The sequence below is a fragment of the Shimia abyssi genome (assembly GCF_003014475.1).
Lineage (GTDB): Bacteria > Pseudomonadota > Alphaproteobacteria > Rhodobacterales > Rhodobacteraceae > Shimia > Shimia abyssi.
Map to the genome: position 1 here is coordinate 71,974 of NZ_PYGJ01000001.1, position 14,012 is coordinate 85,985.

Consider the following 14,012-nt stretch of genomic DNA (forward strand, 5'->3'; position numbering starts at 1 on the left):
ACACTCACCATACCCAATTGTGACGCCACACTTAAAGTGATCTGAGCTTTTCCCAAGAATTTGAATTAGGGAGAAGCTCCAAATGAAAAAGATCGAGGCGATCATCAAGCCGTTCAAACTTGATGAGGTCAAAGAGGCGCTTCAGGACTTTGGTATTCAGGGTCTCAGCGTTATCGAAGTCAAAGGCTTTGGCCGCCAAAAAGGTCATACCGAGCTTTATCGTGGCGCAGAATACGTTGTCGACTTTCTCCCCAAGGTGAAGATCGAAGTTGTTTTGGACGACGATCAGGTTGACGGAGCCATCGAGGCTATCGTAGACGCCGCCAAGACAGACAAAATCGGTGACGGCAAAATCTTTGTCAGCCCGGTTGAACAAGCCATTCGTATCCGTACCGGTGAATCCGGCCCGGACGCGCTGTAAGACACACAATTATCAATTCTAGCAAATCAGAAGGATATAGGGAATGAGCGCAGACGCAGTTCTCCAGCTGATCAAAGACGAGGATGCGGCATATGTCGACATCCGCTTTACCGACACACGTGGTAAACTACAGCACGTGACCGTCGACGTGGATCTTGTCGATGAAGACTTCCTCGAAGAGGGCTTCATGTTCGACGGATCGTCGATTGCGGGCTGGAAGTCGATCGAAGATTCCGACATGAAACTGATCCCCGACACCAAGTCGGCCTATGTGGATCCGTTCTACGCGGAGAAAACAATCTGCATTCACTGCTCGATCGTTGAGCCCGACACCGGCGAAGCTTATGAGCGCGACCCGCGCGGAACCGCCGAAAAAGCCGAAGCTTACCTGAAAGCATCCGGCATCGGCGACGTGGCCTACATGGGCCCCGAAGCAGAATTCTTCCTGTTTGACGACGTGCGTTTCTCGAACTCGATCAACAAAGTGTCCTACGAAGTTGATGCAATCGACGCATCGTGGAACACGGATACCGAGTATGAGATGGGCAACACCGGACACCGTCCAGGTGTTAAGGGTGGTTACTTCCCGGTAAACCCCACTGACGATGCACAGGATCTGCGCTCCGAAATGCTCTCGACGATGAAACGTTTGGGCATGAAAACCGACAAGCACCACCACGAGGTTGCATCCTGTCAGCACGAGCTGGGCCTGATCTTTGACAGCCTGACCAAACAGGCCGACGAGCTGCAGAAATACAAGTACGTGATCCACAATGTGGCACAGTCCTACGGCAAATCTGCAACCTTTATGCCCAAGCCGATTTATGGCGACAACGGCACCGGTATGCACGTCAATATGTCGATCTGGAAAGACGGCAAGCCTCTGTTCGCAGGCGACAAATACGCTGACCTGTCTCAGGAAGCGCTGTATTTCATCGGCGGCATCCTTAAGCACGCCAAAGCGTTGAATGCCTTTACCAACCCAGCGACCAACTCTTACAAGCGCTTGATCCCGGGCTTTGAAGCACCTGTTCTACGCGCCTATTCGGCTCGCAACCGTTCGGGTTGTGTCCGTATTCCATGGACTGAATCGCCAAAAGCCAAGCGCGTCGAAGCTCGTTTCCCCGATCCATCGGCGAACCCCTACCTGTGCTTTGCAGCTCTGCTGATGGCCGGTTTGGACGGTATCACAAACAAGATCGATCCTGGCGAAGCCATGGACAAGAACCTGTACGATCTTCCTGCCGAAGAACTGGCCGGTATCCCAACCGTATGTGGTTCGCTGCGCGAAGCGCTCGACGAACTGCAAGCTGACATGGACTTCTTGCTGGCCGGTGACGTGTTCACCAAAGACCAGGTCGAAGGCTATATCGAACTGAAGATGGAAGAGGTTGAGCTTTATGAGCACACACCCCACCCTGTCGAATTTGGTATGTACTACAGCTGCTAATCTGCAACTGGGACAGTGATTGAGAGAGGCGCCTTTCGAGGCGCCTCTTTTTTGTTCACCAGAAACCGGGTTTTCGAACAGGGCGATCAGTGGCAAGTTCGCCTTGAGGAAAAGGGCGGACCATGTCGAATTTGTTGATTATTTACCACTCGCGCACTGGCGGAAGTCGCCAGATGGCCCAAGCTGCGTATGAAGCCGCCACGCCAGAACACTCCGTGGCAATGTTGCCTGCGTCAGAAGCAAATCCAGACGATGTCTTATGGGCGAAGGGGGTCATTTTCTGCTGTCCAGAAAACCTCGCTGCGATTTCAGGCGCGATGAAAGAGTTCTTTGATACCTGCTACTATCCGCTACTGGGACAGATCGAGGGCAAGCCTTATGCCACGATGATCTGCGCCGGGTCAGACGGTGAAAACGCCGCGCGCCAGATAGCGCGCATCGCAACCGGTTGGCGTATGCGAGAGGTACAACCAGCCATTATTGTTAACACTAACGCGCAATCTCCCGTGGCCATCCTCGCAGAGAAAACACTTACACAACAGCAACTTGCGCCATGTCGCGAATTGGGTCAGGCCATGGGTGCAGGTTTGTCTCTCGGAATATTCTGATCCGTTACACGTACAGCTTGGAATAACTCAGCTCATTCCACGGCACCAGCGCATCATGAACACTGCGCCACATGATGTTAAACGCAACCTGATCAAGCCCCGCCCGTTCACAAATCACTTTGAGCGGTGTGCGTCCATCGACATGGGCAATCACAGCGGCGGCCTCTTTTGCGATCTTGATCTCGACACTTTCTCCGGGGAAATCCATCACGATCTTGCCTTTGCGTGACACAAGATTGGCAAGTCGGGGGCCATCCGCGCTGCGCAGATGCGGCACTTGCCAAGGGTCAGTCGGATCAGGAAGTCGCAGTTCGCGATCAGGCTTCACTGCATACGCCACATGGGTTTTGATACTACCGCTTAGCTTTTCAGCAACCTCCATCGATTCTAAATCGCTCATCCCCTCAGGGCGCTGTACACCCTTTGGCAAAAATCGATTCAGATCGTATTGGGCCATGGGCATAAAGCCCGCGGTTTGCAGGCCCGCGCTGGTCAGCGCGCTGTTCAATTCACCCACGGTATAGGGGCGGTCCTGAGAATGCAGTAACAGGTCGTAAAACTCGGCATCGCTGGTTTTGTGATCAACCACACGCGTGTTTCGCTTGAAAGGATGCGCGCCAGGAACCTCTTTGATTGTTGCGCGCCCAATGGCCAGCCTGTCCTTGGCGCTCATACCTTTTGACAATGCACCAAACGCCGATTGCAGCGGGTAAACGCCAGACCGGCCATAAGGCGCATAAACCATCAAACCAATGCCACCATCCGGTGCCAACGCCCGCGATAACGCGTCAAACCCGGCATCCGGCTCCGGTAAATGATGCAGCACTCCGCAACAATCAATATAGTCAAACTCTCCAAATTCAGGCGCGTCCAACAGGCTGCCTGTGTGGAATGTCACATTCCCCAACTTGCGCTCGGCAATGCGGGCTTCGGCAATTTCTCGAGCAGTTACAGATAGATCGATATAGGTGATCTCGTAAGGCCGTTTCGCAGACGTCAGAATCTGAGCCATTTGGACCAGCGCATCACCGGTTCCGCCTCCTGCGACCAAAATACGTGTTCCATCCCGCCATTTGCGTTTGCCACCAAAGACATAATGGTCAATCTCAGCTGGGAACGACGGCGATCCTGTTACCAACCTTTTGCGCTCATCCTTGGGGTCGCGCGACGGATAGGGATAAGTGTCGTACTGCTCTTTAATGCTCATGATCAGGTCCGTCGATGGCTGTGCGCTTGGGCAAGGTGTGCTCTGTCTCGCAAATAAAGAGGGGCCTGCCAAGGGGATGACAAACGCTATGGTTCAATTGCTTTCGGACGGATGAATTGGGCAACATCTGCGCGGGCCAGGACATAGGTATGTATAGAAAACACAACCGCATCCGAATTAGGAAGTCGCAAAATACTCTGCTTTTCTGACCGCAAAAACGCACCTCCTTCGCTTGATACCGGTGCGCGGCGGTCAGCTTCTTTGCGCGGTTGAAAAAGGCTGGGGTCATCATACCACAAAACGTTTTTGCGCCAGATCGGACGCCCTGCGCGCACACCATCAAACAGACGTTGCACGCGGCGCGCGATATTTTGGTCATAATCAACGACCGGACTGTGAATACCCGTCAACGGCTTATCAAACTTCTCAGACAAGCTCCAACTGGCCGGAAAGCACAAAACGGCCCCGGTGAGCACATGTTCATCGCCGCGGCGTTCCAGAATGCACATGTCTTCTTGCACGAGTTGCGCGACTGTAACTAGGGGCGCATCCCAGTTCAGGTTGACCACTCGGCCGTCAGGACAAGTCACTTGGTCGCGCGTTAGCTCAAATCCGCCCATGTCAGCGATTACCTTCAATACCTGCTCAAGCAATTCGTGTGCCGCTGCAAACGCGGCGGGCAAAATCGCGTGCACATCTTGCAAACGAGTGTGCAAAAGACTTTCTCGCAAGGCCATCTGGCCTTCATATGCCTCGTCCACAGTGATCCATTCGTTTGCGGGCAAAGGCGCAATTCCGGGCAGTGAAACTTCGACCAATGGGTCATACGGGATAGCTTTCTGCAAGACCACATTCTCCATTTCGCTAGGCTTCCCGTTTTCTTAAGCATTCAAAACAGACACATACACGTCGGTAACAGACACGACGCCACGCGATTCGTCAGTCAATTATTTGCCAACGACCAAGCGGGAGGCCAGAATGAATACGCACCACAGAGATACACGCAAAATTGACCCGAACCGAGGCGCGACTCTTGGCGACAATACCCCAAATAATGCCAACCGCATTGAGATTGGGCCAACTCAGTTGGCCTTTCAGGAATGGGAAGATGCTGGATTACAGCTCCCAGACTTGCAAGCGATGCGCCGCTATCGCTGGAAGCGTCTGACGCAACACATCGTTGATCGCGACCTCGGCGGCCTGTTGATGTTTGATCCGCTCAACATTCGTTACGCGACGGACACTACAAACATGCAGTTGTGGAACACACATAACCCGTTTCGTGCGGTATTGTTGTGCGCTGACGGATACATGGTGATCTGGGATTACAAAAACGCGCCTTTCCTAAGCGAATTCAACCCCTTGGTACGTGAAGTGCGCTCTGGTGCTTCGATGTTTTACTTCTCGGCTGGAGACGGTGGCGACAATGTCGCCCATGATTTTGCCGATGAAGTTGCGGATGTCATGCGTGAACATGCTGGTGACAACAAACGTTTGGCGGTGGACAAAATCATGGTGGCCGGCCTGCGCGCGCTGGAGCGGGTTGGCTTTGAGGTCATGGAAGGTGAAGAAGTCACCGAGAAATCCCGTTCGGTAAAAGGCCCAGATGAGATTTTGGCCATGCGCTGCGCCAACCACGCCTGCGAAACCTCGGTCGCCGCGATGGAGCGGTTTGCTCGCGAGAATGTTCCAAACGGCAATATCAGCGAAGACGATATCTGGGCCGTACTCCATGCCGAAAATATCCGTCGGGGCGGCGAATGGATCGAAACCCGTCTGCTCGCCTCTGGTCCGCGCACAAACCCTTGGTTCCAGGAATGCGGCCCGCGGATTGTACAGAACAACGAGATTGTTGCCTTTGATACCGATTTGATCGGTTCATACGGCATCTGTATCGATATTTCGCGCACTTGGTGGGTGGGTGATCAGAAGCCCACAAATTCCATGGTGTACGCTATGCGCCATGCGCATGAACACATCATGACCAATATGGAAATGCTCAAACCCGGCGTAACCATTCCGGAGCTGACTGCAAATGCACACAAACTTGACGACAAATTCTGGAACCAGAAATATGGTTGTTTGATGCATGGGGTTGGGCTGTGTGATGAATGGCCTCTGGTAGCATATTCGGACAAGGCGGTTCCGGGGGCTTTCGACTATGCGCTGGAACCGGGTATGGTTCTGTGTGTCGAAGCGTTGGTTGGCGAAGAAGGTGGCGATTTCTCGATCAAAATCGAAGATCAGGTCCTGATTACCGAGGACGGTTACGAAAATCTGACAAAATATCCATTTGATCCGGCATTGATGGGCGAAATCTGATGTAACAATCCTCGCCTTTCGTCACCTTGGCGTGAGAAACGGATTCACGCCTTGGAGTCGAGGCAATTGCAACGCAGGTTAAGGGTACGCCACGAAAAGGAGTGCCCATGCCCACAGAACGCCTGACCTTTCCCGGCCATGATGGTCAATCACTTGCTGCGCGGCTGGATTTGCCAGACGGGCCGCATTTGGCGACGGCGCTGTTTGCCCATTGCTTTACCTGCTCCAAGGACATTCCGGCCGCACGCCGAATTTCGGCGCGGCTGGCAGCGATGGGAATTGCTGTTTTGCGGTTTGATTTTACCGGGTTGGGACATAGCGACGGCGAATTTGAGAATACGAATTTCTCATCCAATGTGGCGGACCTGGCCGCAGCTGCTGCGCATCTCAGCGCGCGAAATATGTCACCTTCGCTTCTGATCGGCCACAGCCTTGGCGGGGCTGCTGTCTTGCGCGCCGCCAACGACATCGCAAGTGTTAAAGCCGTCGCAACGATTGGCGCCCCGTTTGATCCAGAACACGTCACGCATAATTTTGGCGCCCAATTGGACCAGATCAAACAGGACGGCAGCGCCGAGGTCTCGCTTGGCGGGCGTCCATTTCTAATCCGGCAATCCTTCGTTGATGATGTATCGGCATCAAAGCTGGGACCAGCCATAGGCAAGCTCAAACGCGCGCTTTTGGTCATGCATGCGCCGAAAGACGATGTTGTTGGTATTGAAAATGCTGCCGAGATTTTTGCCGCAGCCAAGCATCCCAAAAGCTTTGTGACACTAGACAATGCCGACCATCTGATAACGCGTGCTGAAGATGCTGAATATGCAGCAGACGTGATTACCACGTGGGCCGCGCGTTACCTGACGCTCTGCCACCCTGCCCCGCCACCCGGCGCACCCGAAGGAGTGGTGCGTGTCTCCGAGGCTGATGCGGAAGGTTTCTTGCAGGATGTGAATGCAGGGCCCAAACATCACACATTGGCGGACGAGCCTTTGGCCTATGGTGGCACCAATCGCGGCATGACCCCTTATGGATTTCTCGCTGCCGGCCTTGGTGCGTGCACCTCTATGACAGTACGAATGTACGCCCGCCGCAGGAATTGGCCGCTTGAACATATCTGGGTGGACGTGAGCCATGATAAGGTCCACGCGCGCGATGCTGAGACAGGTAGTCAATCCAAGATCGACACCTTTAAGCGGGTCTTGCACCTGTGCGGTCCGCTGGATCAGGATCAACGGGCCAAATTGTTGGAAATAGCCGATAAATGCCCCGTGCATCGGACGCTGGAACAGTCCAGTCACGTTGTGACGGAACTGGCTCCAGCAAGTTGATCACCCTTACCGGCGTGGCGACGGACGTGGCGCCGGTCTTGACGGTGGCGATGGGCGTGGCGTGGGGCGCGACACGGGCGGCCTTGGCGCGATAGGATGCACAGGGCGTTCCGGCGGGCGCTCTATCGGATGCTCCGGGCGCGGCGGCCGATTATTGGGCGGAGGATACGGACGATAGTAATCGTTCCACATCATCGAGTCATAATAGGCTCCAGTATAAACCGACCCACCGGTGGAATCGCACCCTGCCAGCACAAAGCCTCCAACTGTGATTAAGCTCACGGCGCGGAGCAGGTTTTTTACAGATCGTTTCATGTTCCGCTCCCTTACCGTGACCGAATTGAATTGTAGATGGCGTTGATATCCTCAATCGCAGCTGGATCATATCCGGCCTCAAAGGCGGTTAGACTGAACACCACCCGTCCGTTGGGCAGATCGATCAGTGACACCGTAAAGTAAACCGTGCGCCCGTCGCGCCGACCATTGCCGCGATAAACCCGTGCAGGGTATCCCGCAATGCGGCGCTCTTCGAACTCGGTAACTTCTGCTTCCTTGGCAATTTGCGGCGCCAGAGAACGCGCGTATTCCGTCGCTTCGTCCAGCGTACTAAGTCCGCGTGGCGACACAAAGCCAACCCAGACGCCGGAGTTGCTTTCGGGTTCCAGCCCAATCACTCGATCAACACCGCGCGGCGCGTCTTCACCCGGCGCGCTCAAAACGCGGGGGCCGCCAACACGCGCCGTCCAGAAATCCGGGATTGCCATGTTAAAAACAGCGTCGGAACCGTCCATATATGTGACCGGTGTATCCGCCAACGCAACGTTTGCAGTCGCGACCGCCAAAGCGCAGGCCGCAATACTGCCTCTCACAAATCGAGATATCTGAGACACTTGAAACTTCCTCTTTCCAATAGGGTAATCCTATGTGAGCAAAGCCTCTTGTCCAGCTTTTTCATCTTCAGGGTCTGCGGCGACCGTCTGTTGTCGAGCCATCGGAGCCGACAAACCGAATATCTGTACCGCTGTGCAACATCACGTCGTAGCAATCCCACAATCCACTTGGCGGCCATTGGCTGCAATACTGATCGCCCTGAACACGCCATGTGCCCCAGCTGTCATGACCTGCGTTATAGAGAGTGCGCCCCGAGGCATAAAAGCGCTGCCAGGCCGAGCCATAGTCTACAATCTGATCCTTAAGGAATGCGTGCGCATCTTCCCCAGTCGCCTTTTGCCACTCTTGGGCGCCCGCCGACCCAGCCAGTACTCCCAAAATAAGGGCAAACCGTCTCATATCCCGCCTCCTGCCTTGCCGCCACGTCTGCTACAGTCTAAACCGCGCGCGAATGCTCCCAATACACAAGGTCGTGACATGATCCCTCGCTATGCCCGCCCCGAGATGGTTGCCATCTGGTCGCCCGAAACCAAGTTCCGCATCTGGTACGAAATCGAGGCGCATGCTTGCGACGCGATGGCCAAGCTGGGCGTGATCCCACAGGAAAACGCTGACGCCGTCTGGAAAGCCAAAGATGTGGAGTTCGACGTGGCTCGCATTGACGAGATCGAAGCCGTGACAAAACACGACGTGATCGCATTTCTGACCCATCTCGCCGAACATGTCGGCAGTGAGGAAGCGCGTTTTGTGCATCAAGGCATGACCTCTTCTGATGTTCTGGACACATGCCTGAATGTGCAACTGGTTCGCGCCGCTGACATCCTGTTGGTGGGTATGGACAAGGTGCTTGCTGCGCTAAAGACGCGCGCACTGGAGCACAAAAACACGGTGCGCGTTGGCCGCAGCCACGGTATTCATGCCGAACCAACCACCATGGGCCTGACCTTTGCCCGGTTCTACGCTGAAATGGATCGGAACAAAAACCGTCTCGAAAAAGCACGTTGGGAAGTGGCCACGGGAGCAATTTCCGGGGCGGTTGGAACATTTGCCAATATCGACCCCCAAGTAGAAGAGCACGTCTGCGAGCAGTTGGGTCTGCGCCCCGAACCGATCAGCACGCAAGTGATCCCGCGCGACCGCCACGCAATGTTCTTTGCCACGCTGGGTGTGATCGCCAGCTCAATCGAGAACATAGCCGTCGAAATTCGCCACATGCAGCGCACCGAGGTGCTGGAAGGTGCCGAGTTTTTCTCTATGGGCCAAAAGGGATCATCCGCGATGCCGCACAAGAAGAACCCGGTCCTGACTGAAAATCTAACAGGCCTTGCGCGCCTTGTCCGTATGACCGTGATTCCCGCGATGGAAAACGTTGCGCTCTGGCACGAACGCGATATTTCGCATTCGTCCGTGGAACGCGGCATCGGCCCCGACGCAACTGTTACGCTCGACTTTGCGCTGAACCGTTTGGCTGGTGTGATCGAGAAGATGCTGATTTTCCCAGATAACATGCTGGACAACATGAATAAGTTCCCCGGCCTTGTGATGTCTCAACGTGTTCTGCTGGCCCTGACCCAAGCCGGCGTGAGCCGCGAAGACGCCTATTCCATGGTCCAGCGCAACGCGCTGAAAGTCTGGGAAGAACGTCTGGATTTCCGCGAGTTACTTTTGGCAGATACAGAAGTTGTCGATGCACTAGGGGTAGATGGCATCAACGAGAAGTTCGACATGGGCTATCATACCAAGCACGTCGACACGATTTTCAAACGGGTTTTCGGCGAATAACCGCCGTAGCTAGGGAATAGAGGGGCCGCGCCAAAACACTTGGCGCGGCCTTTTTTTGTTCAATTTTGCCAAACATCAATTGGAATTCATCCACTTTGCACGCAACCCCGTATTAGACCGGTTCAGAGAACGCGCCTTTTTAGCATTAAACTTGTGTTCCGACTAACGAGGGCGTGATTTCTGCAAGCATGTATTTGTGTTATGGTCTGTGTAGATAAGTCGGGAGGACACGATGTATTTCTTTAAGCTACTTGCAGTCACATCACTCGTGATGGCACCCGGACTGGCTTCGGCCATTGGGTGCCAGCACAATGAGGCGCAAACGTTCTCTTGCGCCGAGGGCATGGCTTGGGATCAGGCCAGCCAAAGCTGCATCAAACTGGCCTCGAGCTGATACAACGCAACACCAAAGTAACAATTGACCCGCCTCCAGTTTTTTTGTGCGGACCCAAAGGAGCTACGCCCATGAACATCAAAGCCATTGTTAGCGGAACCGTGACAGGTGCCATGATCGCTGCATTCTCTCCCCTGCCCCTGTTTGCGGCCGGAAGCGATGACAGCAGTTCGCCAACCACAACCAACACCACCAAGGAATGCAAGAACGGCAAGGTTTGGAGCGACAACAAAAACCGCTGCGTAAACCCTGAGAATTCCAGCCTTGATGTAGACACCCTATACGGCGCTGTACGCGAACTGTCCCATGCCGGTCGCTTTGAGGATGCTCAGCGCGTGCTGGCCGCAATGCCAGATCAAGCTGATGACCGTGTGATGACCTATTGGGGCTTTACCACGCGTAAAATGGGCCAGGTTGAGCTCGGGATGGAGTATTATTCTAAGGCGCTCGCGTTAAACCCTGACAACCTGTTGGCCCGCTCTTACATGGGGCAAGCACATGTCGAAGCTGGGGATCTGGTTCTGGCGCGTGCCCAGCTTCTTGAGATCCGCAAGCGTGGTGGAACAGACACCTGGGCCGAAACGTCTCTGGAAGAAGCCATTCGGACCGGAAATACCTACACGTTCTAATCTTCCTTCAGGGTTTCTTTAGTGTTGGGTGCTTTTACTGGCAGCAACACCAAGGAGCCCAAAATGAGCAGCCAAACGCAGCTCGCGCGCCTGTCGCCACCTAATGGCGAACCGGCGCGCGTAAAACCGGCCACGAAGCCAGCGATTAGGCTGGACAAACGCCAAAAGGCGGCCATTATCGTCCGCTTTCTGCTCAACGAAGGGGCCGATGTGGCGATCAGCCAATTGCCCGAATCGCAGCAGGCTGAACTAACCTACCAAATTGGGCGCATGGGCTATGTTGACCGTGACACGTTGGGTGCGGTTCTTATGGAATTTGCGCATGAACTTGAAACCATCGGCTTGTCCTTTCCCGGCGGCATGTCAGAGGCGCTGGCTTCTCTCGAAGGTCGGCTGAGCCCGGAGATGGCGGCGCGACTGCGCAAAGAGGCGGGCGTGGGCGCAAATGACCCATGGGATCGCATCCGCGGGCTGGAGTGTAGTGAACTTGTCGATCTGATCGATGCAGAAAGTTACGAGGTTGCTGCGGTTACTATTTCCAAGTTGGATGTAGGCAAGGCGGCTGAATTGCTGAGCATGCTACCTGGCGAAAAGGCCCGTCGCATCACATATGCGGTCTCGATGACCGGTGGCATCACCCCCGCTGCGGTTGCGCGCATTGGGCAAACATTGGCGATGCAACTAGATGATGTTCCCCCGCGCGCCTTTGACGATCCGCCCGTGGACCGGGTTGGCGCGATTTTGAACTCATCTACGGCCGCCACCCGCGACGATTTGCTCACAGCACTCGAAGAAACTGATGAGGGGTTTGCCTCGCAGGTGAAGAAAACCATCTTCACTTACGCCCATATTTCCGAGCGTGTCGAAGCGCGAGACGTACCGCGCTTTGTGAAGGATATCGAAGAAAACACCCTCGTCACAGCACTGACCTATGCGACCGAAGGAGATGCTGGCGCAACGTCGGAGTTTATTCTCGCCAGTATATCCGCACGCCTTGCCGACGGAATTCGCGAACTTATTGAGGAGCGCGGAAAGGTTACCTCTAAAGATGGTGAAGCAGCCCTGTCACAGATCACCGCAGTGGTTCGCGACTTGGCCGATCAAGGCGAATTCACGCTGATTATCCAGACAGAGCCTGAAGACTAACCAAGATCGCAGCGCTCTAGCGATAGACAGGGCGTATGGATAGGCTTAACAAGTTAAGGTACCTCGTACCGGATCTGACACATGCCTGACATGCCTCTCAAGGGGACTAGTAGCCGCGCGATAGCTCTTATGATTGGCGCAATATTCATGTTTTCGATCATGGATATGACGGCCAAGGCGCTTTCGCGCGAAGTTGGTGTCACGATGACCATTTGGGCTCGTTATACTGGACAAACGGTTCTTGTATTGCTGCTGGTTGCCAACCGCATTCCTCAAATTCTCAGGACCCGCTACCCGCAACTTCAATTTGCGCGATCGTTGTTTCTTTTGCTGGCCACTGCATTCTATTTTGTAGGTATCTCCAATATCGGGCTGACGCAGGCGGCGGCGGTCATGAACGTTAACCCTGTGTTGATCACGCTTGGAGCTGCGGCATTTCTCGGTGAAACCTTGGGAATTCGCCGCTTGATTGGGATCGCAGTCGCTCTGTTTGGCGCATTGATTGTGATCCGACCCGGCGGTGATGTGTTTTCAATCTACTCGATTTTCCCACTTGGAGCGGCTTTGTGTTATTCGGTTTATGCGCTTGCAACGCGTTTCGTTGGGCGCGACGAGGATGTCCGGACATCGCTCGTTTATACAGGCCTTGTGGGGGCTGGAATTCTGACCGTCGTTGTCATACCCGTCTGGCAAACCCCAACGGCTTACGCATTGATGCTAATGCTGGTGGTTGCTGGCGCGGGCACGTTGGGCCAGCTTTGCCTGATCCGTGCTTTATCACTTGGCGAAGCTGGAATGCTGGCACCCTTTGCCTACAGCGGGCTGATATTTGCAACGTTCTGGGGATATTGGTTCTTTGACGAGTTGCCAGATGTCTATTCCATCATTGGCGCCTGCATGATCGCGGGCGCTGGGATCTATGTCTGGTATCGCGAAATGTCCGTGAAACAGGGGCCACCTCTTGATTAGTCTAAGCGCGCCGCCGCCAGAATAGGACCGCCTTTGACGGACTGGATCAGAACAACAATTGGCCCTTCCCCATCTGTCTCAGCCTTCATCGAAAGCGCAGATTGGCCATTCCATGTGGCAACTGTTTCCCAAAGATTCACGATATTGCCGTAGGTGAGCATTTTGCCCGCGTTTTCACCTCGTTTGATCGAGACATGTCTTTCAGGCGTATATTGCACCAAATGCACCTGCATCGCTCCGGGTGTTTGGGTTTGGGCCTGAATAATCACCATTTTTCCCGCCTTTTTGACGTCCAATGTGACAGGCGTTGCTCGGTCTTTATGGACACTGATCAGCTTTTCCACCTTATCAGGATGGGCACCCACGACATGATCCTGTCCGTTGATAATCATTTGTGGAGTATAGACAGTGCGATGCCCTGCCGCGTTGGCATATTGCTTTTGTCGGGCGGTATTTGCCGGATCGGCAAATTCATCCTTCCATCCTATGTAATCCCAATAATCCACATGCAGCGCCAACGCGATCACGTCATCACGCTTGGCTAAGTTTTGATGCAGGTAAGCATCCGCCGGAGGGCACGATGAACAGCCCTGAGATGTGTAAAGTTCGATCACAACCGGGTTATTTTGTGCCTGCACAGCGCTCAACAGGGAGAGCCATAAGGTTACGGCGATGAAGATATTTCTGATCATAAGTTTGCCTGTTCGGTGCCTTGTATCACGTATTCTTAGGCGTAGTTGCTCCGATTGGCCAATCAACGATTTGCGAGACGGACTTGATTGGCGTTTCGGAATTAGGTTTATCGTCATGCTCTGGCTGAGCGCGACGCACTGGAAATTAGGCCTTTCACTTGATCGCGTCACCC

At 54.3% G+C, this 14,012-nt stretch carries 15 protein-coding genes; 10 read left to right on the forward strand and 5 right to left on the reverse strand.

Translation table 11 applies throughout. The features are described from left to right. Positions 1 to 82: 82 nt before the first annotated feature. The 3 genes from CLV88_RS00365 to CLV88_RS00375 all read left to right on the forward strand — a co-directional run bounded on the left by CLV88_RS00365 (position 83) and on the right by CLV88_RS00375 (position 2,479). The gene (locus CLV88_RS00365; protein ID WP_093093975.1) at positions 83 to 421 is read left to right on the forward strand and encodes a P-II family nitrogen regulator; all 339 of its coding nucleotides are present in this window, start codon (positions 83 to 85) and stop codon (positions 419 to 421) included. 43 nt (positions 422 to 464) lie between these two features. After that, positions 465 to 1,871 carry a type I glutamate--ammonia ligase gene (glnA, locus tag CLV88_RS00370; RefSeq protein ID WP_106606393.1) on the forward strand — a complete coding sequence of 469 codons (1,407 nt, stop codon included), beginning with the start codon at positions 465 to 467 and terminating at the stop codon, positions 1,869 to 1,871. A 122-nt stretch (positions 1,872 to 1,993) separates the two neighbouring features. Continuing rightward, positions 1,994 to 2,479, forward strand: a complete 486-nt coding sequence (locus CLV88_RS00375) for a flavodoxin family protein (RefSeq protein WP_106606394.1) — start codon at positions 1,994 to 1,996, stop codon at positions 2,477 to 2,479. Positions 2,480 to 2,483: 4 nt separating this feature from the next. Here the strand turns inward: CLV88_RS00375 and CLV88_RS00380 are convergent, their stop codons facing one another. Both CLV88_RS00380 and CLV88_RS00385 read right to left on the reverse strand, forming a co-directional pair. After that, entirely contained in the window at positions 2,484 to 3,686 is a 1,203-nt protein-coding gene (locus CLV88_RS00380; RefSeq protein ID WP_243403521.1) for a class I SAM-dependent methyltransferase, read from the reverse strand. A gap of 86 nt (positions 3,687 to 3,772) precedes the next feature. Continuing rightward, complete coding sequence (locus CLV88_RS00385; protein WP_243403562.1) at positions 3,773 to 4,537, reverse strand: heme-dependent oxidative N-demethylase family protein; 765 nt, start codon at positions 4,535 to 4,537, stop codon at positions 3,773 to 3,775. 127 nt (positions 4,538 to 4,664) lie between these two features. Between CLV88_RS00385 and dddP the strand changes: the two genes are divergently transcribed. Together dddP and CLV88_RS00395 are read left to right on the forward strand one after the other, a co-directional pair. Continuing rightward, positions 4,665 to 6,008, forward strand: coding sequence for a dimethylsulfonioproprionate lyase DddP (dddP, locus tag CLV88_RS00390; RefSeq protein ID WP_106606396.1), 1,344 nt, complete (start codon positions 4,665 to 4,667; stop codon positions 6,006 to 6,008). 107 nt (positions 6,009 to 6,115) lie between these two features. Beyond that, positions 6,116 to 7,336 (forward strand): bifunctional alpha/beta hydrolase/OsmC family protein, encoded by a 1,221-nt coding sequence (locus CLV88_RS00395; RefSeq protein ID WP_106606397.1) that lies wholly within the window; start codon positions 6,116 to 6,118, stop codon positions 7,334 to 7,336. Between the two features lie 326 nt (positions 7,337 to 7,662). On the opposite strand, the gene CLV88_RS00400 is transcribed toward CLV88_RS00395, so the two are convergent. Then, positions 7,663 to 8,226 (reverse strand): hypothetical protein, encoded by a 564-nt coding sequence (locus CLV88_RS00400; protein WP_133169896.1) that lies wholly within the window; start codon positions 8,224 to 8,226, stop codon positions 7,663 to 7,665. A 67-nt stretch (positions 8,227 to 8,293) separates the two neighbouring features. Next, complete coding sequence (locus CLV88_RS00405; RefSeq protein WP_106606399.1) at positions 8,294 to 8,626, reverse strand: hypothetical protein; 333 nt, start codon at positions 8,624 to 8,626, stop codon at positions 8,294 to 8,296. Between the two features lie 78 nt (positions 8,627 to 8,704). Here CLV88_RS00405 and purB point away from each other — a divergent pair, with 78 nt between their 5' ends. From purB to CLV88_RS00430, 5 genes are all read left to right on the forward strand, one after another. Then, positions 8,705 to 10,009, forward strand: coding sequence for an adenylosuccinate lyase (gene purB, locus CLV88_RS00410; RefSeq protein ID WP_106606400.1), 1,305 nt, complete (start codon positions 8,705 to 8,707; stop codon positions 10,007 to 10,009). Between the two features lie 232 nt (positions 10,010 to 10,241). Further along, a complete protein-coding gene (locus CLV88_RS00415) occupies positions 10,242 to 10,403 on the forward strand; it encodes a carbohydrate-binding module family 14 protein (RefSeq protein WP_106606401.1) in 162 nt (53 codons plus the stop codon). Positions 10,404 to 10,474: 71 nt separating this feature from the next. Then, entirely contained in the window at positions 10,475 to 11,032 is a 558-nt protein-coding gene (locus CLV88_RS00420; RefSeq protein ID WP_243403522.1) for a tetratricopeptide repeat protein, read from the forward strand. Positions 11,033 to 11,095: 63 nt separating this feature from the next. Continuing rightward, positions 11,096 to 12,178: a flagellar motor switch protein FliG gene (locus CLV88_RS00425; RefSeq protein WP_106606402.1), complete on the forward strand. Its 1,083-nt coding sequence runs from the start codon at positions 11,096 to 11,098 to the stop codon at positions 12,176 to 12,178. Between the two features lie 81 nt (positions 12,179 to 12,259). Next, positions 12,260 to 13,147 (forward strand): DMT family transporter, encoded by an 888-nt coding sequence (locus tag CLV88_RS00430; RefSeq protein WP_243403523.1) that lies wholly within the window; start codon positions 12,260 to 12,262, stop codon positions 13,145 to 13,147. Here CLV88_RS00430 and CLV88_RS00435 read toward each other — a convergent pair. Further along, a complete protein-coding gene (locus CLV88_RS00435) occupies positions 13,144 to 13,839 on the reverse strand; it encodes a DUF1223 domain-containing protein (RefSeq protein ID WP_106606404.1) in 696 nt (231 codons plus the stop codon). The genes CLV88_RS00430 and CLV88_RS00435 overlap by 4 nt on opposite strands. Positions 13,840 to 14,012 lie beyond the last annotated feature (173 nt).